The sequence below is a fragment of the Nocardia jejuensis NBRC 103114 genome (genome assembly GCF_001613145.1).
GTDB lineage: Bacteria > Actinomycetota > Actinomycetes > Mycobacteriales > Mycobacteriaceae > Nocardia > Nocardia jejuensis.
Window position 1 is genome coordinate 97,615 of record NZ_BDBU01000027.1, and the last position, 22,127, is coordinate 119,741.

At 66.1% G+C, this 22,127-nt stretch carries 20 protein-coding genes and 2 tRNA genes; 16 read left to right on the top strand and 6 right to left on the bottom strand.

Annotation, left to right across the window (positions count from 1 at the left end; translation table 11 throughout):
• Window positions 1-330 precede the first annotated feature (330 nt).
• Window positions 331-906: a dihydrofolate reductase family protein gene (locus NJ1_RS22020; RefSeq protein WP_067697436.1), complete on the top strand. Its 576-nt coding sequence runs from the start codon at window positions 331-333 to the stop codon at window positions 904-906.
• Window positions 907-1,194: 288 nt separating this feature from the next.
• Here the strand turns inward: NJ1_RS22020 and NJ1_RS22025 are convergent.
• Window positions 1,195-1,281 (bottom strand) — tRNA-Leu (locus tag NJ1_RS22025).
• Window positions 1,282-1,501: 220 nt separating this feature from the next.
• Between NJ1_RS22025 and NJ1_RS22030 the strand changes: the two genes are divergently transcribed.
• From NJ1_RS22030 to NJ1_RS22060, 7 genes are all read left to right on the top strand, one after another.
• A complete protein-coding gene (locus NJ1_RS22030) occupies window positions 1,502-2,125 on the top strand; it encodes an ANTAR domain-containing response regulator (protein ID WP_067697438.1) in 624 nt (207 codons plus the stop codon).
• Between the two features lie 227 nt (window positions 2,126-2,352).
• The gene (locus NJ1_RS22035; protein ID WP_084478606.1) at window positions 2,353-3,591 is read left to right on the top strand and encodes a branched-chain amino acid ABC transporter substrate-binding protein; all 1,239 of its coding nucleotides are present in this window, start codon (window positions 2,353-2,355) and stop codon (window positions 3,589-3,591) included.
• A gap of 90 nt (window positions 3,592-3,681) precedes the next feature.
• Window positions 3,682-4,758 carry a branched-chain amino acid ABC transporter permease gene (locus NJ1_RS22040; protein WP_067697442.1) on the top strand — a complete coding sequence of 359 codons (1,077 nt, stop codon included), beginning with the start codon at window positions 3,682-3,684 and terminating at the stop codon, window positions 4,756-4,758.
• A complete protein-coding gene (locus tag NJ1_RS22045) occupies window positions 4,755-6,032 on the top strand; it encodes a branched-chain amino acid ABC transporter permease (RefSeq protein WP_084478607.1) in 1,278 nt (425 codons plus the stop codon). The genes NJ1_RS22040 and NJ1_RS22045 overlap by 4 nt, the downstream gene beginning before the upstream one ends.
• Entirely contained in the window at window positions 6,029-6,991 is a 963-nt protein-coding gene (locus tag NJ1_RS22050) for an ABC transporter ATP-binding protein (protein WP_067697444.1), read from the top strand. The genes NJ1_RS22045 and NJ1_RS22050 overlap by 4 nt, the downstream gene beginning before the upstream one ends.
• Window positions 6,988-7,749, top strand: coding sequence for an ABC transporter ATP-binding protein (locus NJ1_RS22055; RefSeq protein ID WP_067697446.1), 762 nt, complete (start codon window positions 6,988-6,990; stop codon window positions 7,747-7,749). The genes NJ1_RS22050 and NJ1_RS22055 overlap by 4 nt, the downstream gene beginning before the upstream one ends.
• A gap of 356 nt (window positions 7,750-8,105) precedes the next feature.
• Window positions 8,106-8,765 carry a hypothetical protein gene (locus NJ1_RS22060; RefSeq protein WP_067697448.1) on the top strand — a complete coding sequence of 220 codons (660 nt, stop codon included), beginning with the start codon at window positions 8,106-8,108 and terminating at the stop codon, window positions 8,763-8,765.
• Between the two features lie 86 nt (window positions 8,766-8,851).
• Here the strand turns inward: NJ1_RS22060 and NJ1_RS22065 are convergent.
• Window positions 8,852-8,924: transfer RNA gene (locus tag NJ1_RS22065), tRNA-Trp, on the bottom strand.
• Between the two features lie 92 nt (window positions 8,925-9,016).
• Here NJ1_RS22065 and polA point away from each other — a divergent pair.
• Both polA and NJ1_RS22075 read left to right on the top strand, forming a co-directional pair.
• A complete protein-coding gene (gene polA / locus NJ1_RS22070; RefSeq protein ID WP_084478608.1) occupies window positions 9,017-11,794 on the top strand; it encodes a DNA polymerase I in 2,778 nt (925 codons plus the stop codon).
• An 870-nt stretch (window positions 11,795-12,664) separates the two neighbouring features.
• Window positions 12,665-13,090, top strand: a complete 426-nt coding sequence (locus NJ1_RS22075; RefSeq protein WP_067697450.1) for a 2-isopropylmalate synthase — start codon at window positions 12,665-12,667, stop codon at window positions 13,088-13,090.
• A 145-nt stretch (window positions 13,091-13,235) separates the two neighbouring features.
• Here NJ1_RS22075 and trxA read toward each other — a convergent pair whose 3' ends face one another.
• A complete protein-coding gene (trxA, locus tag NJ1_RS22080) occupies window positions 13,236-13,604 on the bottom strand; it encodes a thioredoxin (protein ID WP_067697451.1) in 369 nt (122 codons plus the stop codon).
• A 202-nt stretch (window positions 13,605-13,806) separates the two neighbouring features.
• Here trxA and NJ1_RS22085 point away from each other — a divergent pair, with 202 nt between their 5' ends.
• From NJ1_RS22085 to NJ1_RS22100, 4 genes are all read left to right on the top strand, one after another.
• Window positions 13,807-14,892, top strand: a complete 1,086-nt coding sequence (locus NJ1_RS22085; protein WP_067697452.1) for an isocitrate/isopropylmalate dehydrogenase family protein — start codon at window positions 13,807-13,809, stop codon at window positions 14,890-14,892.
• Between the two features lie 151 nt (window positions 14,893-15,043).
• Window positions 15,044-15,943, top strand: a complete 900-nt coding sequence (locus NJ1_RS22090; protein ID WP_174557106.1) for an ABC transporter substrate-binding protein — start codon at window positions 15,044-15,046, stop codon at window positions 15,941-15,943.
• A 9-nt stretch (window positions 15,944-15,952) separates the two neighbouring features.
• On the top strand, window positions 15,953-16,906 hold the full coding sequence (locus tag NJ1_RS22095) for an amino acid ABC transporter permease (protein WP_067697453.1): 954 nt from the start codon (window positions 15,953-15,955) through the stop codon (window positions 16,904-16,906).
• Window positions 16,903-17,715: an amino acid ABC transporter ATP-binding protein gene (locus NJ1_RS22100; protein WP_067697454.1), complete on the top strand. Its 813-nt coding sequence runs from the start codon at window positions 16,903-16,905 to the stop codon at window positions 17,713-17,715. Before NJ1_RS22095 ends, NJ1_RS22100 begins: the two co-directional genes overlap by 4 nt.
• Before the next feature lie 55 nt (window positions 17,716-17,770).
• Here NJ1_RS22100 and NJ1_RS22105 read toward each other — a convergent pair whose 3' ends face one another.
• The gene (locus NJ1_RS22105; protein ID WP_067697455.1) at window positions 17,771-18,613 is read right to left on the bottom strand and encodes an alpha/beta fold hydrolase; all 843 of its coding nucleotides are present in this window, start codon (window positions 18,611-18,613) and stop codon (window positions 17,771-17,773) included.
• Entirely contained in the window at window positions 18,610-19,041 is a 432-nt protein-coding gene (locus NJ1_RS22110; protein ID WP_067697456.1) for a helix-turn-helix domain-containing protein, read from the bottom strand. The genes NJ1_RS22105 and NJ1_RS22110 overlap by 4 nt, the downstream gene beginning before the upstream one ends.
• 148 nt (window positions 19,042-19,189) lie before the next feature.
• On the opposite strand from NJ1_RS22110, the gene NJ1_RS22115 reads away from it, so the two are divergent.
• Window positions 19,190-19,654 carry a DUF4383 domain-containing protein gene (locus NJ1_RS22115; protein WP_067697458.1) on the top strand — a complete coding sequence of 155 codons (465 nt, stop codon included), beginning with the start codon at window positions 19,190-19,192 and terminating at the stop codon, window positions 19,652-19,654.
• Here the strand turns inward: NJ1_RS22115 and NJ1_RS22120 are convergent.
• Complete coding sequence (locus NJ1_RS22120) at window positions 19,638-20,576, bottom strand: LysR family transcriptional regulator (RefSeq protein WP_067697460.1); 939 nt, start codon at window positions 20,574-20,576, stop codon at window positions 19,638-19,640. The genes NJ1_RS22115 and NJ1_RS22120 overlap by 17 nt on opposite strands.
• A gap of 71 nt (window positions 20,577-20,647) precedes the next feature.
• Here NJ1_RS22120 and NJ1_RS22125 point away from each other — a divergent pair, with 71 nt between their 5' ends.
• Window positions 20,648-22,018 carry an FAD-binding oxidoreductase gene (locus NJ1_RS22125; RefSeq protein WP_067697463.1) on the top strand — a complete coding sequence of 457 codons (1,371 nt, stop codon included), beginning with the start codon at window positions 20,648-20,650 and terminating at the stop codon, window positions 22,016-22,018.
• The last annotated feature ends 109 nt before the right edge of the window (window positions 22,019-22,127 follow it).

Here is a 22,127-nt window from a genome sequence, read left to right on the forward strand (position 1 = left end):
TTCAGGTGGAGGTGACCGATCCTGCTCGGCCTGATCCGAAAGCGGGTGTTCGAATTCGGGCTGTGCTGATCACTTCCGGCCCTATCCTCCATTTTCGAGGCTGTTCGGGCGGGAAACCGGCAAATATGTGGGTTCAGTGGAGGCTCAGGCCGGATCCTTCTCCCTCGAACGTCGACCACCTGAACCCTGTCCACGACACACGCTCGAATCAGTCATGAACATGAGCGTCATCCCGCGAACCCGCCGGGCAAACACGCCAACCGCGATGAGTTTCACCGTCACGCTCAGTCTCAACCGATGTAACCGTTCGCATTATCCGAGGAGGGCATCATGACCGCTATCTACACGTTCGACGTCTTCACCAGTCTCGACGGCTTCGGCGGCGCCGGCGGCGATTGGACCGGCTACTGGGGCAAACAGGGACCGGAGCTGCTCGGACATCGACTCGCCTCCTACGAAGGGGAGCAGCGAATGGTGTTCGGGGCGAACACATATCGTCTCTTCGTTCAGATGCTGGCCGAGAGCTCCGAGGACTCCGACGTGCGCGACCCCTGGGTGACCCGGATGTGGAACCTGCCCACCACGGTGGTGTCGAGCACGCTGGGGACGTCCGATCGGCCGGACGTGACCATCGCGAAGGGAGACGCCGTCGACGTCGTCGCCCAGCTCAAGAAGGATTCCGACGTACCGCTGCGCTCGCACGGCAGCCTCTCGATGAACCGAGCGCTGATGGCGGCCGGCCTGGTCGACCGGGTCCAGGTGACGCTCTTCCCCGTGATCACCGGTAAGACCGGCCTGGACCCGATCTTCCACGGCGCGGAAGACTTCGACCTCGAACTGATCGAGAGCCGAACCCTCGACGGCAATATCCAGGAGCTCGTCTACCACCCCACCCTGCACCCCTGAACAGGGTCCGGACCGGGTTGATGGTGATCGACGGATACGGCCGGTCCATCCGCTCGAGCCTGAAATACGCTGTCCTGCAACCGCGTCGCCTCGACCTTCGGATCCCGCCTCGGTGGGCGCGGCGAACATGCAAGTCGCGCAACTCATGTGAAGGCGTTGACCTTCTCGATTCGTCGACCTCCGGTCGCAGGATCGCGGCGGCGTGCTCGCAAGCCTACGTCAAGGCCGGACGGCGTGGATCAGAGTAAAAGAGGGGCGCACTCGGCAACCGAGTACGCCCCTCTTTTCTGGTGCCGAGTGTGGGAATCGAACCCACACGCCCTTTCGGGCAACGGTTTTTGAGACCGTCGCGTCTGCCTATTCCGCCAACTCGGCGCACCGGGTGGAAAGTGTAGCGGGTGGGGGGCTCGCCGGACTAATCGGAGGGGGAGTGGGGGTGTGACGTTGTGATACTGGTCAGTTTGCGCTGGGTACGTGGGTTGTGTCGGCGGGTGGACGGTACTCTTTGGATAACTCGGGTACGTGCCGATCCGTTGAGGGTGGCTTCGGACCGGTGTGCATCGGGTGTTGGTAACGGAGCGACAGGGGTTCATCTATGGGAACGACAGCAGGGGGCGGTTCGAAGAAGGACGCTGCGGCGTCCGCCCCCATGCGGGTGGTGGTTGCCGAAGACGAGGCGCTCATCCGGATGGACCTGGTTGAGATGCTCTCGGAAGAGGGTTATCAGGTGGTGGGCGAAGCAGGGGACGGTCAGCAGGCGGTGGACCTGGCCGAGGAACACCGGCCCGATCTGGTGATCATGGACGTGAAGATGCCACGGCGTGACGGGATAGACGCCGCCGCGGAGATCGCCTCCAAACGCCTTGCGCCGGTGGTGATCCTGACCGCCTTCAGCCAGCGTGACCTGGTCGAGCGGGCCCGTGACGCGGGCGCCATGGCCTACCTGGTGAAGCCGTTCACCAAATCGGATCTGGTTCCGGCCATCGAATTGGCGGCCAGCCGTTTCCACGAGATCACCGCCCTCGAAAGCGAAGTCGCGAATCTCGCCGACCGCCTCGAGACGCGCAAGCTGGTGGAGCGTGCCAAGGGTGTGCTCATGCAGACGCAGGGCCTCTCGGAGCCGCAGGCCTTCAAGTGGATCCAGCGCACGGCCATGGACCGGCGCACCACGATGAAGGCGGTAGCCGAGGTCGTTCTGGAGAACCTCGCACCCAAGTAAGTCGGATTACTCCGAGTTTGCCCCTCTGTTGCCAAAAATGCGCTGAAGTGTTTTACGCGGTGGTAACAGCAGGGGCACTTTCGTATGTTGCGATGTCACATGGATGAATCGAATGTGATGCGGAGCTAACGTGGCGCGGCTATGTTCTGATCCAGGCCGATCGATGAGGCGGCCTCCTCGGTGCGCCGAGGAGCACAGGACATATGAGGTGAATCGTGCTTGGTTCAATGACGCGGGGCTCCGGAACCTTCCGGAGCAGCCGGGTGGCACGGACCGCGCTGGTGATCGGGGCGGCGGCCGTGCTCACTGTGGCGGGGTGTAGCAGCAAATCCACGGATAACGGATCCGGGGGTGGTGACGGTGCCGGCCTCACCATCCAGCAGGTCGTCCAGATCGATCTGGACGGTAAAGAGGTCCCGGCGGGCGACAACTCCGCCGCCGCGAATCCCGCCAGCGATGGCAAGGACAAGTGCGCCCCGCAGGCGATCGGTTACGCGGGCCCGCTGACCGGCCCGAACGCGAACCTCGGACTCAATATCGTCCGCGGCGTGAAGCTGGCGCTGGACCAGCACAACAAGGCCAACCCGGACTGCCAGGTGTCGGTGAAGGAATTCGACACCGAGGGCAACCCGCAGAAGGCCACCCAGGTCATCCCGACGATCATCAACGATCCGTCGATCATCGCGCTGATCGGCCCGACCTTCTCGGGTGAGACCAAGGCGACCGGCGGCATCCTGAGCGAGGCGGGCCTGCTGTCGCTGACCCCGTCGGCCACCAACGTCAGCCTCACCACCAACGGCTGGAAGACGTTCTTCCGGGGCCTGGGCAATGACGGCATTCAGGGACCCGCCGTGGCGAAGTACCTGGCCGCGACCGGTAAGTACAAGAAGATCTGCGTCGCGCAGGACAACACCGACTACGGCACCGGCCTGGCCAAGACCATGACCGAGACCCTCGGCGCGCTGGCGGATCCGAGCTGCGCGGTGCAGGTCAAGGAAGGCGACAAGGACTTCTCGGCCGCCGTGTCCAAGCTGGCCGCGGCCAAGGCCGACGCGATCTTCTACGCGGGCTACTACGCCGAGGCCGCCCCGTTCGTGCAGCAGTTGCGCTCGGGCGGTGTCACCTCGGTGTTCATCTCCGATGACGGCACCAAGGACGTCGAATTCGTGAAGCAGGCCGGCGACGCGTCGAAGGACGCCCTGCTGTCGTGCCCCTGTGGTCCGGCTCCGGACAAGTTCGCGACCGACTACAAGGCGTCGAGCGGTTTCGACGCGGGCACCTATTCGGTCGAGGGCTACGACCTGTCCACGATCGTGCTCAAGGGCATCGCGGCCGGTAAAGTCACCCGCCCCGATCTGGTCGAGTACGTGCGCTCCTACCAGGGCCAGGGCCTGGCTCGCGAATACAAGTGGGATGCCACCGGCGAATTGTCGAAGGCGCTGATCTGGATGTACCAGGTCAAGTAACTGCTCCGAGATTCGGTTGCGGCGTGCGCTTTCGGATGCCTTGAACGGTATGGAAAACGTACGCCGCTTCCTCGACGGCGAAAGTGACGAATGTCTTCACCCGCATTGGACGGTGTGGCCCTATTAGCGAACGGGTCCATCGAATTCAACGTCTCGGGCGTGGTCGACCAATTCTGGCGACTTACCGTGGACGGCTTGGCATATGGCTCGATCTACGCTTTGGTCGCCGTCGGTTACACGCTCGTTTACGGTGTGCTCCGGCTGATCAACTTCGCCCATTCGGAAATATTCATGGTGGGCATGTTCGGTCAGTACGTGGCCCTCATGCTGCTGGGCTTCGGGCCCAGCGGAAACGCGTATTCGGCGGGTGTCGTTCTCACCATCGTGTATCTGGGCGCGGCGATGCTGTTCGGCATGGCCGTGTCGGGAGCCACGGCGGTGGGGCTGGAACGCGTCGCCTATCGCCCGCTGCGCAGGCGCGGGGCGAAACCCCTGATCTTCCTGATCACCGCGATCGGAATGTCGTTCGTGCTCCAGGAATTCGTGCACTACGTGCTGCCGAAGATCTGGCCCGCTTTGCACCTGCACGACGCCCTGCCCAGCGTCTCGGAGAATCTGGGCGGCACCAACGCCCAGCAGCCGATCATGCTGGTGCGGCCCACCGAACAGTTCACCATCTTCGGCGCGTCGGTCACCAACGTGACCATCGTGATCATCGTCGCGGCGGTGATCCTGGCGGCCGCGACCGAAATCCTGATCAACAGAACGAAATTCGGCCGCGGCATCCGCGCGGTCGCGCAGGATCCGGACACCGCGACGCTGATGGGCGTCTCGCGGGAACGGATCATCATGCTGACCTTCCTGCTCGGCGGCCTGCTCGCGGGCGCCGCCGCGCTGCTCTACACCCTGAAGATCCCCAACGGCATCATCTACTCCGGCGGATTCATCCTCGGTATCAAGGCATTCAGCGCCGCGGTCCTGGGTGGCATCGGCAATCTGCGCGGTGCGCTGCTGGGTGGATTGATCCTCGGGCTGGCGGAGAATTACGGGCAGATCCTGTTCGGTACGCAGTGGCGTGACGTGGTGGCCTTCGTGCTGCTGGTGACCGTGCTGATGTTCCGCCCCACCGGCATTCTCGGTGAGAGCCTGGGGAGGGCGCGGGTATGACCGACATGGCTCGATCACCGAGACCGGAGAAGGGTGGCATTCTGCCACCGGCCTGGAAGCAGGACTTCGGCCCGGAGAAGGCGCGCGGTCGCGGCATCGGAGATGGCCTGCGCAACTGGTGGAACGGATTGTCGCGACCCGCACAGTGGGGTGTCGGCGTACCGGCCATCTTGATACTGGCGGTACTGCCGCTGTTCCGAGTTCCGCTCCTGGACACACCCGGCACCAGCTTCGGTGGTGTCATGGCGCAGTTCGCCATGACCGCGCTGATCGCTATCGGCCTGAATGTCGTTGTCGGACAGGCGGGTCTGCTCGATCTGGGATACGTCGGCTTCTACGCGGTCGGCGCGTATTCGGTCGGCTTGCTCACCAGTCCCAACAGTCCGTGGAACCAGACCGACGGTGGCTGGCTCTCGCCCAGCTGGGCGTGGCTGGTCTGCGTGCCGATCGCGATCATCGTCACCGCGATCTCCGGCCTGATCCTGGGCACGCCCACGCTGCGGCTGCGCGGTGACTACCTGGCCATCGTGACCCTCGGCTTCGGTGAGATCGTGCGTCTGCTCGCGGACAATCTCGGCGACATCACCAATGGCAGTCTCGGACTCTCCGGTATCGCCTATCCGCGCGTCGGGGAGTCCGACGCCCATCCGACCGGGTATTTCTCCTCCGGCAATCTGGGCGACCGGAGCACCTGGAACCCGTTGGACCGGGCCAACTCCGGAGTCTGGTGGTTCTGGATCGGCATGGTGATGGTGATCGTCGTGCTGCTCGTGGTCGGCAATCTGGAGCGCAGCCGGGTCGGCCGCGCCTGGGTCGCCATCCGTGAGGACGAAGACGCCGCCGAGATGATGGGTGTGCCCACCTACAAGTTCAAACTGTGGGCGTTCATGATCGGCGCGGGCATCGGCGGCATGTCCGGTGCGCTGTACGCCGGCCAGGTGCAGTTCATCAACCCGACCGGGTTCAACATCATCAACTCGATGCTGTTCCTGTGCGCGGTGGTGATCGGCGGCCAGGGCAACAAGCTGGGCGTGATCGTCGGTGCGTTCCTGATCGTGTACCTGCCCAACCGGCTGATGTCGGTGCGGATCGACGATCAGTCCCTCGGCGACTACAAATACCTTTTCTTCGGCGTGGTTCTGGTGGTGATCATGGTGTTCCGGCCCCAGGGTCTGTTCCCGGTCCGCCAGAAACTGCTGGCCTATGGCAGGCAGATCACCCGCGCCGTGCGCCGGGTGCCGGCCACCGACGCGACGACGGGAGCGGAGCGATGACCGGACCCGGCGGAGCCCTGTTCGACAACGAGGACATGGCCGCGGGTTATCAACCCCCGGCCGAGGAAGCCAGCGCGGGCACGCTCGACCTGACCGAGGTGCTGCCGGAGCTGAAGGATCCCGAGGCGGTCGCGGAAGTCGTTGCGCCGCATCGTGATATCGAGACCGCCGTCGGCGAGCCGCTGCTGCGCACCGATGGGCTCACGGTCAAATTCGGCGGTCTCACCGCGCTGGACGGGGTCACCTTCGACATTCGGCGCGGCGAGATCCTGGGCCTGATCGGACCCAACGGCGCGGGCAAGACGACCTGCTTCAACGCCATCACCGGCGTGTACCGCCCGGCGAGCGGCACCGTGTACTTCGACGGCAAGCCGCTCACCAAGTCCAAGCGCAACGAGATCACCCGGCTCGGCATCGCCCGCACCTTCCAGAACATCAGGCTCTTCGCCGAGATGACCGCGCTGGAGAACGTGGTGGTGGGCGCGGACGCGCGGCACAAAACCTCGGTCCCCGGAGCCGTCTTCCGCACCGCCCGGCACCGCCGTGAGGAACACGACGCCATCGAAAGGGGCATGGCGCTACTGGAATTCGTGGGTATCGCACCGCGAGCGGTGGAGAAGGCGCGCAATCTCTCCTACGGCGAGCAGCGCCGGCTCGAGATCGCGCGTGCGCTGGCGACCGAGCCCAAGCTGCTGTGCCTGGACGAACCGGCGGCCGGATTCAATCCGAGCGAGAAGTCGGCGCTCATGGATCTGATCCGCAAGATTCGCAACGACGGGTTCACCGTATTGCTGATCGAGCACGATATGCGCCTGGTCATGGGCGTGACCGATCGTGTCGTGGTGCTGGAGTTCGGCCGCAAGATCGCGGACGGCCTGCCCGCCGAGATCCGCGAGGATCCCAAGGTGATCGCCGCCTATCTCGGCGTGCCCGACGAGGAAGTGGGTGAAACCCGATGACATCGCTGGACAAGACGCCGTCCGCCGGTACGAGCTCCACCCCGCTCCTCGAGGTCGAGGACCTCGTGGTCAACTACGGGAGAATCGAAGCACTGCACGGGATCTCACTGTCGGTGGCGGAGGGGGAGTTGGTGACCCTGCTCGGCGCGAACGGCGCGGGGAAAACCACCACCATGCGCGCGCTGTCGGGTCTGCTCCCGCTGACCAGGGGCCGGATTCTGTTCGAGGGCAACGACATCACTCGGATGAAGGCGCACGAACGAGTCGGTTTGGGGCTCATCCAGACTCCCGAGGGGCGCGGGGTGTTCCCGGGCATGACCGTCCAGGAAAACCTCGACATGGGTTGCTACTCGCGCACTTTCAAGGACAAGGCGGCCTACAACAGCACTCTGGAGTGGGTCTTCGGCCTCTTCCCCCGGGTGCAGGAGCGGCGCACGCAGGTCGGCGGCACCCTCTCAGGCGGTGAACAGCAGATGGTCGCCATCGCCCGCTCGCTGATGGCACGTCCCAAGCTGCTGCTGCTGGACGAACCGTCGATGGGCTTGGCTCCCATGGTGATTCAGCAGATCTTCCGGATCATCGCCGACATCAACGCCCAGGGCACCACGGTCCTGCTGGTCGAACAGAACGCCCAGCAGGCCCTGACCCGCAGTGACCGCGCCTACATCCTGGAGACCGGCGAGGTCACCAAGACCGGACCCGGTCGTGAACTCCTGCACGACCCGGCGGTCAAATCCGCCTACCTCGGCGTGGGCTGACCCGCACCGAGCGCGATCCTGCGGTCCGATCGCGAGGCACGACCGCGAGCGCTGTGCGCGGACACCCACGGGTGACCCGCCACAGCGCTCGCGGTGTATTCGGCCGGGGACGTCGTGTCCGCGTCGAGAGGTCAGCGGGGCAACTCTCGCTCGCTACGCGCTGACAGACCCCTACGCGGTGCCTACCCGACCGTCGGCGGTCTCGCGCCGGGCGGTGACCCGGGAGTCGGTGCATCGCACCGCGATACGCGTGGCGACGTAGCCGGGTCTACGGCTGCGGGCGGACGTGCGCGGGTGCCCGCCGCGCCTAGGTTCAGATCCGAAAGCACTTGTCCCCGCCTACTTTCGGAGTTCCCATGGCTCGTCGAGCGCCGGGTAGTCTGCCCCCGCTGCTGCCCGCATTCGCATTCGCCGGATTCACGATCGCCGCGATCGCGCTGTCCGCCCGCATTCCACGCCCGGACGCCTCCACGGCGGAGTTCTACGCGTACGTGGCCGACCACCGCGACCTGCTCCGGCTCAGCGGCCTGCTGTTCGTTCCGGCGGCGCTGCAGCTGGGCGTGTGGACCGCGACCGTGCACCATCGGGTCCGCATCCTGGCCGATGATCCACCCGGCGCCACCATCGCCCTCGTCGGCGGAATCCTGGCAGCCGTGACCGGCATGCTCACCGGACTGCTGGGCTGGGCGATCAGCCGCGCACCGGAGCCGAGCGCGGCAGCGGCCCTGCGCGATCTGCAATTCGCCATGGGCGCACCGGGTTTCATCGTGTCCCTGGCCCTGCTCATCGGTGGTGTCAGCATCAGCCTGCTGCTGTCCGGCCACTCCCGCGCCCTCGCCCTGTCGGGACTGGTGGTGGCCGCGATCGAGGGCCTGTCCCTGCTGTCCCTGTTCACCCTCGACCTGGCCGTCATTCTGCCGATCGGCAGATTCACCGGCATGCTCTGGATCCTCGCGGCCAGCGTCGTCCTGACCCGCGTGACTCCACCCCGAAAGCCGGTCGCGGTCGCCGTCTGAGCTACCCGGGTGAAAAGCATTCGGGGCGACCCACGTGAAAAGCATTCGGGCCGGTCATCCGAGGATGACCGGCCCGAAGCCTTCTGCAGGGGCGACAGGAATTGAACCTGCAACCTGCCGCTTTGGAGACGGCTGCTCTGCCAATTGAGCTACGCCCCTTTGCGAACGATCACGCTACCAGGTGTCGCGGCCATGATGAAATCGGTTTCGGTGACCTGCGGCGACGTGCGGAGTATGCCCGCTGCTCACGGATGTCGGTGCGGCTCCCTAGACTCTCTCGCGTGACCCCTGCCTCTACCGATCAGCGTCCGAGTGCCGTGTCCGCCCCTACCGCCCCCGGCTCCTCCGGTGAGCAGCCGACGCTGCTGCTGCTGGACGGGCATTCGCTCGCGTATCGAGCGTTCTACGCATTGCCCGCGGAGAACTTCAAGACGGCGAGTGGGCAGACCACGAACGCCGTCTACGGCTTCACCTCGATGCTGATCAACCTCATGCGGGACGAGAAGCCCACGCATGTGGCGGCGGCGTTCGACGTGAACCGCAAGACGTTCCGCGCCGAGGCGTATCCGGAGTACAAGGCGAACCGCATCTCGACCCCGGACGAATTCCGCGGGCAGGTGGAGACCACCCAGGAAGTGCTGGGCGCGCTGGGCATTCCGGTGATGGCGATCGAGGGCTTCGAGGCCGACGACATCATCGCGACCCTCGCCACCCAGGCGGTGCCCGAGGGGTTCCGGGTGCTGATCGTGACGGGTGACCGTGACTCGCTGCAGCTGGTGAACGACAACGTCACCGTGCTCTACCCGAAGAAGGGCGTCTCGGAGCTGACCAGGTTCACCCCGGCGGCGGTGGAGGAGAAGTACGGCCTGACTCCGGCGCAGTACCCGGATTTCGCGGCTCTGCGCGGTGACCCGAGTGACAATCTGCCCGGCATCCCGGGCGTGGGGGAGAAGACCGCGACCAAGTGGATCCGCGAGTACGGCGATCTGAACGCCCTGGTGGACCGGGTGGACACGGTCAAGGGCAAGGTCGGAGATGCCTTGCGCGCCAACCTGTCCGCCGTGGTCCTCAACCGCCAGCTCACCGAGATGGTGCGGGACATGTCGCTGCCCTACACCCCGGAACAGCTCGCGGTGCAGCCGTGGGATCGGGAGAAGATCCACGCCCTGTTCGACGAACTCGAGTTCCGCGTGCTGCGCGACCGGCTCTTCGACACCCTGGCCCCGGTGGCCCCCGAGGCGGAGTCCGGCTTCGAGATCAGCGGTGCGGCGATCGCCCCCGGATCGGTCGGGAACTGGCTGGTCGAACACGCCGGAGCCGGTGAGCGGCACGGTGTCTCGGTGGTGGGCAACGGTTCGGCCATCCACGGCGACGTGCAGGCCATCGCGCTCGCGGCCGCCGACGGCGAGGGCGGTTACCTCGATGTGCACGGCCTGACGCCGGAGGACGAGAAGGCCCTCGGCGCATGGCTGGCGGATCCGCAGACCCCGAAGGCGTTGCACGAGGCCAAGTCCGCCATGCACGCGCTGCGCGGGCGCGGCTGGCAGCTGGGCGGGCTCACCAGCGACACCGCGATCGCGGCCTACCTGGTGCTGCCGGGCCAGCGCACCTTCAACCTGGACGACCTGTCGCTGCGCTACCTCAAGCGCGAGCTGCGGGTGGACGATGTCGGCGAGGCCCAGCTGTCCCTGCTCGATGACGAGGACCAGGTCGACGCCGAGGTCGCCAACGCCGAAATGCTGCGCGCCCGAGCGGTTTCCGACCTCGCGGAAGCCTTCGACGAGGAACTGCGCCGCATCGAGTCCACCGCGTTGCTCGACGATATGGAACTGCCCCTGCAGAGCGTGCTCGCCGATCTGGAGGTCGCCGGCATCGCGGTGGACGCGGCTCAGCTCGAGGAGTTGCAGCGTCAGTTCGCCGACCGGGTTGGCGAGGCCGCCAACGCCGCGTACGAGGTGATCGGCAAGCAGATCAACCTCGGCTCGCCCAAGCAGCTGCAGGTGGTGCTGTTCGACGAGCTCGACATGCCCAAGACCAAGCGCACCAAGACCGGCTACACCACCGACGCGGACGCGCTCGAGAGCCTGTACGAGAAGACCGAGCACCCGTTCCTGCAGCATCTGCTCGAACACCGCGACGCCACCCGCCTGAAGGTGACCGTGGACGGGCTGCTCAAGTCGATCGCCGACGACGGCCGCATCCACACCACCTTCAATCAGACCGTCGCGGCGACGGGCCGGCTCTCCTCCACCGAGCCGAACCTGCAGAACATCCCGATCCGCACCGACACCGGCCGCCGTATTCGCGACACCTTCGTGGTCGGCCCGGGCTTCGAATCGCTGATGACCGCGGATTACAGCCAGATCGAAATGCGGATCATGGCGCACCTGTCCAAGGACGAGGGCCTGATCGAGGCGTTCAACTCCGGCGAGGATCTGCACAATTTCGTCGCCTCCAAGGCCTTCGACATTCCGATTTCCGATGTCGATCCGGAATTGCGCCGCCGCATCAAGGCGATGTCCTACGGCCTGGCGTACGGACTTTCCGCGTACGGCCTGTCGCAGCAACTCAAGATCAGCGCCGAAGAGGCGAAGGTCCAGATGGACATCTACTTCTCCCGATTCGGCGCGATTCGCGACTATCTGCACGATGCCGTGGACGAGGCGCGCAAGGTCGGCTACACCTCGACCCTGTTCGGCCGCCGCCGCTATCTGCCCGATCTGGATTCGAGCAACCGCCAGCGCCGCGAGGCCGCCGAGCGGATGGCGCTCAACGCCCCGATCCAGGGCACGGCCGCCGACATCATCAAGGTGGCCATGATCGACACGCAGCGTGCCATCCAGGCGTCCGGACTGAAGTCCCGAATGCTGCTGCAGGTACACGACGAGCTCATCTTCGAGGTCGCCGAGGGGGAGCGGGAGCAGCTCGAAGCCCTTGCCCGCGAGCACATGTCGAACGCGATCGAACTCTCGGTGCCGCTCGAGGTCTCGGTCGGCGTCGGCCGCAGCTGGGACTCCGCCGCACACTGACGAGGTGGTCCCGGGGCGACGCAGGCTCCGGGACCTGTGAGGAGAGCCGCCCGCGCCGCATCGGCGCGGGCGGCTTCGTGCATGGAGCAGCGGATGCGCCGGGCGGGGGGTGCGGCGTGATGCGGCCGTCGGGGCGAGGGTCGGATCGGTGATCCTGCGGGCGGTGCGGATCGGTGACCCTGCGGGCGGCGCGGATCGTGGAACTGTCTCTGGTGCCGCGAATTCGGCGCGAGTTCGAATTCGACGCGAGCGAATGCGGGTGCGTTGCGACACACCGACGCGGTGAACAAAGCTGTGAGCCGCCTCGGGTACGAGCCGACACGCGCGGCGTGAAGATCGCGACGCGCCGATTCACACAATGTTGGCCCCGAATTCGTCCGGAGAGATTCGGACGTAGCCAGATGTTCCGGCACCGATTCGGCCGACCGAATTCGGCGTGTCGATGGGTGTGTCCGGTTGGTCCGGGATGTCGGTGACCGGGCTGTTCACGAACAGTTCGATCGACGCTCCGGTGAGATTTGCCCGCTGTGGCCCAGAGCACTGTTATGGAAGCATCCGCACACCAGGTGACCTGCGGCAAAGTTACTCGTGGGTCGATTGCGAATATGGTTGCCAATGCGTGGGTATGCCCTTATGCTCGGTGCCGTGCCGAATCCCGCCTACAGCCGCAGCGCTGCGCTCGAAGTCGCCGACCGCGACCGCGCAACGCTTGGTCCGCTCACCGCGATGGTGGCTGTGGCGCGCGTACTCGTAGTTCTCCGCCGTAGCGGGGTCTGATTCGGACCGGCCCCTCGCTGCGGCCGTTGACACTTTTTCTGCGCTGGTCCCCAACTGCCATTCTGGACAAAGAAGCCGGGAAGACCTAGTTCAATGACCATCACCATTGATACCCACACGTTCATCAACGCCGCCCCCGCGAGCCTTCGGGCCGAGAGCCGCGACCTCAGCCCCGCCGAATTCCATGATCGCTACTGCGATCACGCGGGCCCGATCAAGCTCGGCGACTGGACCAGGCGGCACGCCGCCGATTTCACCGCCACCCTCGAATTCGCCGGTCACCTCCGTACCGTGACAGCGGCCGGCAGCCCCGTCGCCGCGCTGACCTCCGCGCTCTACGACGAGGGCTATCCGGTCGAGATCCTGCAGTTCCACCAGCGCAACACCGGGATCGGCACCGCCACCTTCGTGCAGTGCGAGGTCAACGGTCGTCGCGGCTGGGGCGCTGCCATCGCCGACGACGGCGCCGAGTCCATGGTCCGCGCAATGATCGCGGGCCTCAACCGATTCGGTAACTAGCGCGCTTCGGTAACCCTCGCGCTGCCCTGTCCCGCGAAAACCTTGCGGGACAGGCTTACTCACCGTTAGACCAGCCAAAGAGAATGCGCCGCAACCTGATCGGTTGCGGCGCATTTGTGTCTCGGTGTGTGGAGCCGTCTGCGGCTCAGGCCTCGGCCTGCTGCTCGGCGAGTTGCTTGCGGACGTCGTCCATATCCAGGGCCTTGATCTGGGTGACCAGATCCTCGAGCGCGGGAGCGGGCAGGGCGCCAGGCTGCGCGAAGACGAGCACGCCCTCGCGGAAAGCCATGATGGTCGGAATCGACCGGATGTTCGCGGCCGCGGCCAAACCCTGCTCGGCCTCGGTGTCGACCTTGCCGTGCACCACATCGGGGTGCTTCTCGGACGAGGCCTCGAAGGTCGGGGCGAAGCTGCGGCACGGACCGCACCACGATGCCCAGAAGTCGACGAGTACGACGTCGCTCGCGGTCACGATCTCGTCGAAGTTCTGCTCGGTCAAGTTCTGCGTGGCCATGGTGTCCTCTCGTGGTCGTTTACCCGGTCAACACCGGGCCCTGCGGTTATCTTCCCCAGCGCGAGCAGGCCGAAGCCGACGCGCCACTGCACCGCGGTTACCCACAACCGTAGCCGCGAAATCATCGGCGGCCGGATCTCGATCGGCGCATCAGCGTGTGCCGCCGCCGCGGGGGCGTGCCGGTTGCGCGAGGATCACTCACATGAGCAACAGCGAGACCCGGCTCCGGCTGGGGTTGATCGAGGGTGACGGGATCGGGCCGGAAATCGTCCGAGCCACCCGCGATGTGATGGATGACGCGTTCGCGGTCGTGGGGTTGCCGCCGATCGAATGGGTGCCGCTGCTGATCGGGCATGCCGCCATCGAGGAGTACGGCGATCCGGTGCCGGAGCAGACGCTGTCCGCGCTGGCGGGACTCGACGCCTGGATCATGGGACCCCACGACAGCGCGTCCTATCCGCCCGAACATCGCCGCGGACTGCCGCCCGGCGGCGCGGTCCGCAAGCGGTTCGGCCTCTACGCCAACCTGCGTCCGGCGCGGGCGCTCGAGGGCGTGCGCGCCACCGTGCCCGAGATGGAACTGATGATCCTGCGGGAGAACAGCGAGGGCCTGTACGCCGATCGCAATATGTTCGCCGGTTCGGGGGAGTTCCAGCCGACGCCCGAGATGGCCCTTGCGGTAGGGGTTTTCACCCGTGAGGCGATCGAGCGGATCGCGCGCATCGCGTTCACGGTCGCGGGACTGCGCCGCAAGAAGGTCACCATCGTGCACAAGGCCAATGTGCTGCCGATGACCATGGGCATGTTCCGGGACGTCTGCTACGAGGTCGCGCGCGAGTATCCCGATATCGAGGTGAACGACGAGCACGTCGACGCGGCCGCCGCGCATCTGGTGCGCGCGGGCGGCGATTACGACGTGATCGTGACCGAGAACCTGTTCGGCGACATCCTGTCCGATCTCGCGGGCGAGCTGAGTGGTTCGCTCGGGATGGCGCCGTCACTGAATTGCTCCGATACCCAGGCTATGGCCCAGGCGGTGCACGGTTCCGCGCCGACCATCGCCGGGCACAATCGGGCCAATCCGGTGGCGCTGCAACTCTCGGCGGTCATGCTGCTTCGGCGACTCGCCGACCGCGATGCGCACAGCGCGCTGCGTCGAGCCGCCGAGCGGATCGACCACGCGGTAACTGACACGTTGCGGGCCGGGGTCGCCACATCCGATTTGGGTGGGTTAGCATCTACCACCGAATTCACCGAGCAGGTGCGGGCCCGGCTGCACCGCTGGTGAGCGCACTTCCGGAACCGGGCGTGTATCGGCCCGCAACGGCGTGTCGCCGATTAATGTTCGGTTACCGACCCGCACGGACGGTTCGACTCGCCTAAGTTTCAAAACGGGCGGGCGACGCCCGGATGTCGCGCAACCGAATTGTGGAGGACCTGTGTCTGTTTTCTCTCTCCGCGGGCGTGCCCTGCGGGCTGCCTGCCTAGTCGCGGGCGGCGCTCTGGCTCTGACCGCGTGTACCAGCAACTCGGATGACGCACCCAGCGTCGACAAGGTCGATGTCTCGAAGGTGGATTCGATCGCCGCCAAGGTGCCGCACGAGTTGATGAGCTCGGGCAAGCTGACCGTCGGGGTCAACGTGCCGTACCAGCCGAACGAGTACAAGGACCCCGGCACCGGCAAGATCGTCGGCTTCGATGTGGACCTGGTGGACGCGGTCGCCAAGGTGCTCGGCCTGCAGGCCGACTTCAAGGAAGCCGACTTCGAGAAGATCATCCCGAGCGTCGAGGCCGGAACCTACAACCTCGGCATGTCCTCCTTCACCGACAACAAGGAACGCGAGCAGACCGCGGACTTCGTCACCTACTTCTCCGCCGGCAGTCAGTGGGCGCAGCAGAAGGGCAAGACGATCGATCCGAACAATGCCTGCGGCAAGCGAGTCGCGGTACAGCGCACCACCGTTCAGGACACCGACGAGATCCCCGCCAAGAGCGCCGACTGCGTGAAGGCCGGTAAGCCCGAGATCGTGAAGGTCGCCTACGACGAGCAGAGTGCCGCGGCCACCGCGCTGGTACAGGGCCAGGTCGACGCCATGTCCGCCGACTCCCCGGTCACCGCGTACGCGATCAAGCAGAACGTGGACACCATCGAGGCCGCCGGCCAGATCTTCGACTCGGCGCCGTACGGCTGGCCGGTCAAGAAGGGCTCCGCGCTGGGGCCGGTGCTGCAGGAAGCCGTGCAGCACCTGATGGACAACGGCCAGTACAAGAAGATCGCCGAGAACTGGGGCGTCCAGGAGGGCGCGATCACCAAGTCGGTCATCAACGGCGCGAGCTGATCGATCCTCATGTCGCAGAACGAGAATAATTCTGCAGCCTCGGCTGCGACGGTCGTGACCACCGAGCCCGAGCCGATCAAAGCGATTCCGCTGCGACGGCCGGGCCGGTGGATCGCGGCCGCGGTCATCCTGGTGGCGCTGGGCCTGTTCCTCTACGGCGCGGCCACCAATTCGGCTTATCACTGGGACACCTACTGGAAGTACCTGCGCGACACCAATATCGCCAAGGGCGCGGTCGTCACGCTGGAACTCACGGTGCTGGCCATGTTCATCGGCGTGGTGCTGGGTGTGCTGCTCGCGGTCATGCGCCTGTCGCCGAATCCGGTGCTGCGCTCGGTCGCCTGGGCGTATCTGTGGATCTTCCGCGGCACGCCGGTCTACGTGCAGCTGGTGTTCTGGGGCCTGTTCCCGGCGCTGTACAAGACGATCACCGTCGGTGTGCCCTTCGGACCGTCGTTCCACTCCTTCGATGTGCAGCACTGGTCCGCGCCGTTCTTCTTCGCCATGGTCGGCCTGGGGCTCAACGAGGCCGCCTACATGGCCGAAATCGTCCGCGCCGGAATCGGTTCCGTGGGCGAGGGACAGCGTGAGGCATCCACCGCGCTGGGTATGTCCTGGTCGCAGACCATGACGCGCACGGTGCTGCCGCAGGCCATGCGGGTGATCATTCCGCCCACCGGCAACGAGCTGATCTCCATGCTCAAGACCACCTCGCTGGTCACCGCGATCCCGCTCACCACCGACCTGTACGGCCGGGCGCGCGATATCTACAGCGTGAACTTCCAGCCGATTCCGCTGCTGCTGGTCGCGGCCACCTGGTACCTGATCGTCACCAGCGTGCTCATGGTCGGGCAGTTCTATCTGGAGCGGTACTACTCGCGCGGCTCCTCGAAGCAGTTGACCGGAAAGCAGTTGCGGGCCATGGCCACTGTGCAGCGCCGGGACGAGGGAGCGGGCGTATGAGCGCGGCGATCGGACCAGACTCGACCGATTCCATCGCGACCGATCCGTCCGCGCCGATGGTGCGGGCGGATCGGGTGTGCAAGAACTTCGGCTCGCTGCAGGTGCTCAAGGGCATCTCGCTCGAGGTGAAGCGTGGTGAGGTGCTGTGCCTGATCGGGCCCTCGGGCTCGGGCAAGTCCACCTTCCTGCGCTGCATCAACCATCTGGAGGTGGTCAACGCCGGCCGCCTCTACGTGGACGGTGATCTCGTGGGCTACCGCGAGGCCAATGGCAAACTCTACGAACTGCATCCGCGCGAGGCCGCCAAACAGCGTCGCGATATCGGCATGGTGTTCCAGCACTTCAATCTGTTCCCGCACCGCACGGTGCTGGAGAACGTGATCGAAGCGCCGACCCAGGTCAAGAAGATCCGCAAGGCCGACGCCGTCGCCCGCGCCGAGGAACTGCTGGCGCGAGTCGGCTTGGCGGACAAGGCCGATTCCTATCCGGCGCAGCTGTCCGGCGGACAGCAGCAGCGGGTCGCGATCGCACGCGCCCTGGCCATGGATCCGAAGCTGATGCTGTTCGATGAGCCGACCTCGGCGCTGGATCCGGAACTGGTCGGCGAGGTGCTCGGTGTCATGCGCGAGCTCGCGGCCTCGGGCATGACCATGGTCGTGGTCACCCATGAAATGGGTTTCGCCCGTGAGGTTGCCGATCAGCTCGCGTTCATGGACGGCGGTGTGGTGGTCGAGGCGGGTGACCCGCGCGAGGTGCTGGCCAACCCGCAGCACGATCGCACCAAGGCGTTCCTGTCCCGAATCCTGTAGCCGCACGCAACGAATCGGCCCCGCACCGGCTCGCCGGTGCGGGGCCGATTCGTATTCAGCTGTCCTGCAGGAACTTCAGTATGACATCGGTCTGGCCGAGAATGGCATGGCCGACGTTCGGGAGTAGATGGACCGTGGCATCCGGGACGAATTGCCTTACCCGGCGGTCGGTTTCGGCGGAGTCGAACATGACGTCGTCAGCTCCCGCGATCACGAGGACGGGCATCGTGAGAGCGCGCAGCTGGGCATCGGTGACGATCGGCAGACGCTCGGTGCGGGGTTTGAAATGGTCGAAGGTGAGCGCGATTTCTTCCAGGATCGGCTCGAGTTCGGGGCCGTCCAGCCCGGTGACCAATCGGGCCGAAGCACGCGGATCATTACGCCCCAGCAGGCGCGGCAGGAGGGCCTTGAACATCCAGCCGAAGCGCTGCTTCCCGATACCGCCGGGGCACAGCAGGACCAGCTCGCGCACTCGTTCGGGGCGGCGCACGGCGTAGTCCAGCGCGGTCCAGCCGCCGAGGGACATGCCGACCAGTCGTGTGTTCGAAATTCCCAGTCCGGCAAGGACATCGTCGAGCCACAGGGCCACCGCCTCGGACTTCAGCACCGGGCGCGAGGGGGCGCTGCCGCCCGGCTCGCCGACCAGATCGACCGAGTAGGTGCGGAAATCCTGTGCCCAGGAAGCGATATCGCCCATCCAGGTGGTCGAGTTCGCGCCGGAGCCGTGCAGCAGCACCAGGGGCGGGGCGTCCCGCGGCCCGCAGGCCAGCACGAACGTCTCGCCCTCGCGGGTCGGTACCCGCAGCTGTTGCGCGGGAACGGGCCAGGAGCGCAGATTCTCGCGATAGCGTCGCTGGATCTCGTTCGCGCCCGAGTCGGATTTGTAGATCGTGCTCATGAGTCGAGCACTCCTTCCACGTATTCCAGCAGCCGGGCGGTATCGCCCACGCCGCCGACGATGATGATTTTGAGCCGGGCTCGCTCGGCGTCGTAGACGGTCTGGATTCGCATCGGCTGAGAGTGCGGATCGCGTCCCTGTGCGGCCGCGGTCACCAGCGTGATCAGGCGATCGGCCAGGGTGCGGTCGATCGCGTCCACCTCGACGATGCTCGACACGTCGGAATGACGTTGGCGGACAACGGTTTCCCGCAGCGAGTCGGGCACCGGCAGACCGGTGAACGCCTCCAGGTCCGCGTGTGCGATCCGGTACTGCTTGCCGATCCGGACGGCGGCGAGTTTTCCGTCCCGCACGTAGCTGCGGACGGTACGGACATGAAGGCCGAGGCGGTCCGCGACCTCGTCCACTGAGTACAGGCGATCGTTCATGAGAACTACCTTAAACATCCCTATAAGTAATATCAATAGGGAACAATAGGGAACAATGAGGTCTCTTGAATCGAAGGGGTTCGATGTCCAAGAATTTCAACTACGCTGTGTAGTACTACGAGTCGTCCGAATGGTTGGGAGCCGAACGATGACCGAACAGTCGACGGGGGAGCGCCGAATCTCGCCGGCGCACTGGAGTTTTCTGCAGTGGGCGGTGTTCGTCATCGGCGTCGCCCATCTGATCTGGGCGACGGTCGGATGGATCGCCGAACCCAGTTTCGCGGTCGGCCATCACGCGCCCTCCACGAACGTGCTCGGCATGGATTACAACGGCTGGCACGGGCTGGCGGGCTGGCTGCTGTTCGCACCGGCGCTGGTGGCCGCGCTGCGCAAGTGGTGGTCGGCCTGGTACTGCGTGATCGCCGGTATCGGCGGCGGGTTCGTGGTCGGCGTCTGGGCGCTGTTCTCGGACCACGTGCTGATGTTCAGTTTTCCGAACCATACGAGCGACGCGGTGGAACACATCGTCACCGGCGTGGTGCTGCTGGCGATCGTCGGCATCCAGGCGTTGCGCGACGGGGGACTGCGCGCGGTGTTCACACCCGCCGCGTGAGGTTCCCGGGAACTGGGAGGGGCAGGGCTTTCCACGACTCGAGGGCAATGCGTAGCTGTCCCAGCAGCACCTTCGCCGCCGGGCTGATGGGGCGCTCGGCGTTCCATGCCAATGCCAGGCGACCCCGCAGCTCCGGATCGATGGGCACGATGCGCACACCGAGCTCGGCGGCGCTCTCGTCGGGGATCGGGGGAACGATCGCGACGCCCAGATCATGCGCGGCCAATCGCAGCAGCAGCGGGGGAGCGCCGGCCTCGAAGGCCACATTCGGAACGAGACCGGCTCTGGCGCATGCCTTTTCGAACAGCGCACGGATTCCGGTGCCGCGCGGCAGTGAGATCAACGGGTGCTCGCACAGCTCGGCCAGGGTTGTCCGCTCGCCGAAACCGAGGGACTCGGACGCCACCGCCGCGGCGATGGCGGTGCTGAAGACCGTCTCGGTGGCCACGGCCGGATCGGATTCGTCCCCGGAGAAGCTGATCAGCGCGATATCGAGCTCACCGCGCCGCAGCGCGTCGTACATGGACTCGGAGGCGTCCTCGATGAGCGAGATGCCGATCTGCGGGTGATCCCGGTGGAAATCTGACAGCACCTCGGCGATATCGAGTTCGTCGGTGGCGGCGCCGGAAATCATTCCGATGCGGACGTGCCCCCGCAGCACGCCCGCGAACTCGTCGACGGTGTGCGCGATCCGCTCGGTGGCCGCCAGCGCCGCGCGGGCCAGAGGCAATACCGCCGCGCCGACCGGGGTGAGGCTTACCGACCGGGTCGATCTGTCCAGCAGGGGTTGGCCGAGTTCCTTCTCCAACTGCTTGATCTGCGCGCTGAGTCCGGGTTGCGCGAGATGCAGCCGGGCCGCCGCACGGGTGAAGTTGGCTTCCTCGACCACGGTGACGAAGTAGCGCAGCTGCCGCAGTTCCATAACTGATAATTCTAACTACGAGAACAACTATCTGTTGGAGTTATCAATCCGGGCGGAGCAGAGTCGGAGACATGACGAAGACGACGCATTCCAGCCCCGAACTGCCCGCCACCACCGGCCCTGTCTTCCAGCCCGGCGACACCGGCTACGACGCCGAGATCGCTGGATTTCAAACGGCGTACAGCCATCGTCCCGCCCTGGTCGTCGGGGCGATGCACGCCGAGGATGTGCGCTCGGCCGTGGAATACGCGGCGCGCCATGGGCTTCCGGTCGCTGTACAGGCGACCGGGCACGGGCTGTCGGTCCCCGCCGAGGGCGGCGTGCTCATCAATACCCGGCGTATGACCGATATCCGGATCGACGCATCGGCCCGGACCGCCCGGGTCGCCGCCGGCGTGCAGGCCGGAGCACTGATCGAGGCGGCCGTCGCGCACGGCCTCGCGCCGCTCAACGGCTCGTCCGACACGGTCGGGGTCGTGGGTTACACCCTGGGCGGCGGCATAGGCCTGCTGGCCCGCGAATTCGGTTATGCCGCAGAGCATGTGCGCTCGATCGAAATGGTCACCGCCGACGGACGAGTGCGCCGCCTGGCTCCCGGCGACGAGTTGTTCGCCGCGGTGCTCGGCACCGGAGGCAACTTCGGCGTGGTCACCGCGCTCGAACTCGAGCTGGTGCCGGTGACGACGGTCTACGGTGGTCAGCTCCGCTTCGACGGGCCGCTGGTCGAGCGTGCGCTCGAAGCGTGGCGACTGTGGACCGGTGAGGTCCCGGAGCAGCTCACCTCGGCCATCACCATGATGGACATCCCGGATATCCCGCAGATGCCCGAGGCCGTGCGCGGGCGGTACGTCGCGACCGTCGCGATCGCCTTCACCGGATCCCCCGAGGAGGGCGAGCGGCTGGTCGCGCCACTGCGGGCCGTCGGGCCCCGGCTCGTCGACGACCTACGGGTCATGCCCTACCTCGACACACACGCCATCCACAGCGATCCGCCGCAGCCGCACCCGTACACCTCGTTCAACGCGCTGCTGTCCGACCTGCCCGCCGATGCCACCGACGCGTTCCTCGAAGCCGCCCGCCCGGAGTCGGGACTGCCGGTCATCGCCGGATTCCGGCATCTGGGCGGTGCGCTGAGCCGCCGCGGATCCGCGGGCATCGCCGTGGATCACCGCCAGGCCCGATACGTCGCCCGGGCGATCGCCATGCCCGGTCCCGACAACGCCGAGATGGTCGACGAGCGACTGGCGGACGTCGTGAAGACGGTGTCGCCGTGGACGATCGGCCACAACCTGAACTTCCTCTACGGCGGCCCCGCCCAGGCCGGGGCCGAGCAGACCCGGGCCGGTTACGACGACGGCGCCTACGACCGGCTGGTCGCCCTGAAGTCGACCTACGATCCGCGAAACCTGTTCCGCTACAACAGGAATATCCAGCACGGCTGACCATCGGCAGGCATCGCGATCTCCCCGCCGCGCATTCCGCGGCGGGGCCGTGGACTTGCCGAGCGCCACGGCGAGCAGGCGGGGCGAACGTGGTGAGCGAAGCCGCCGG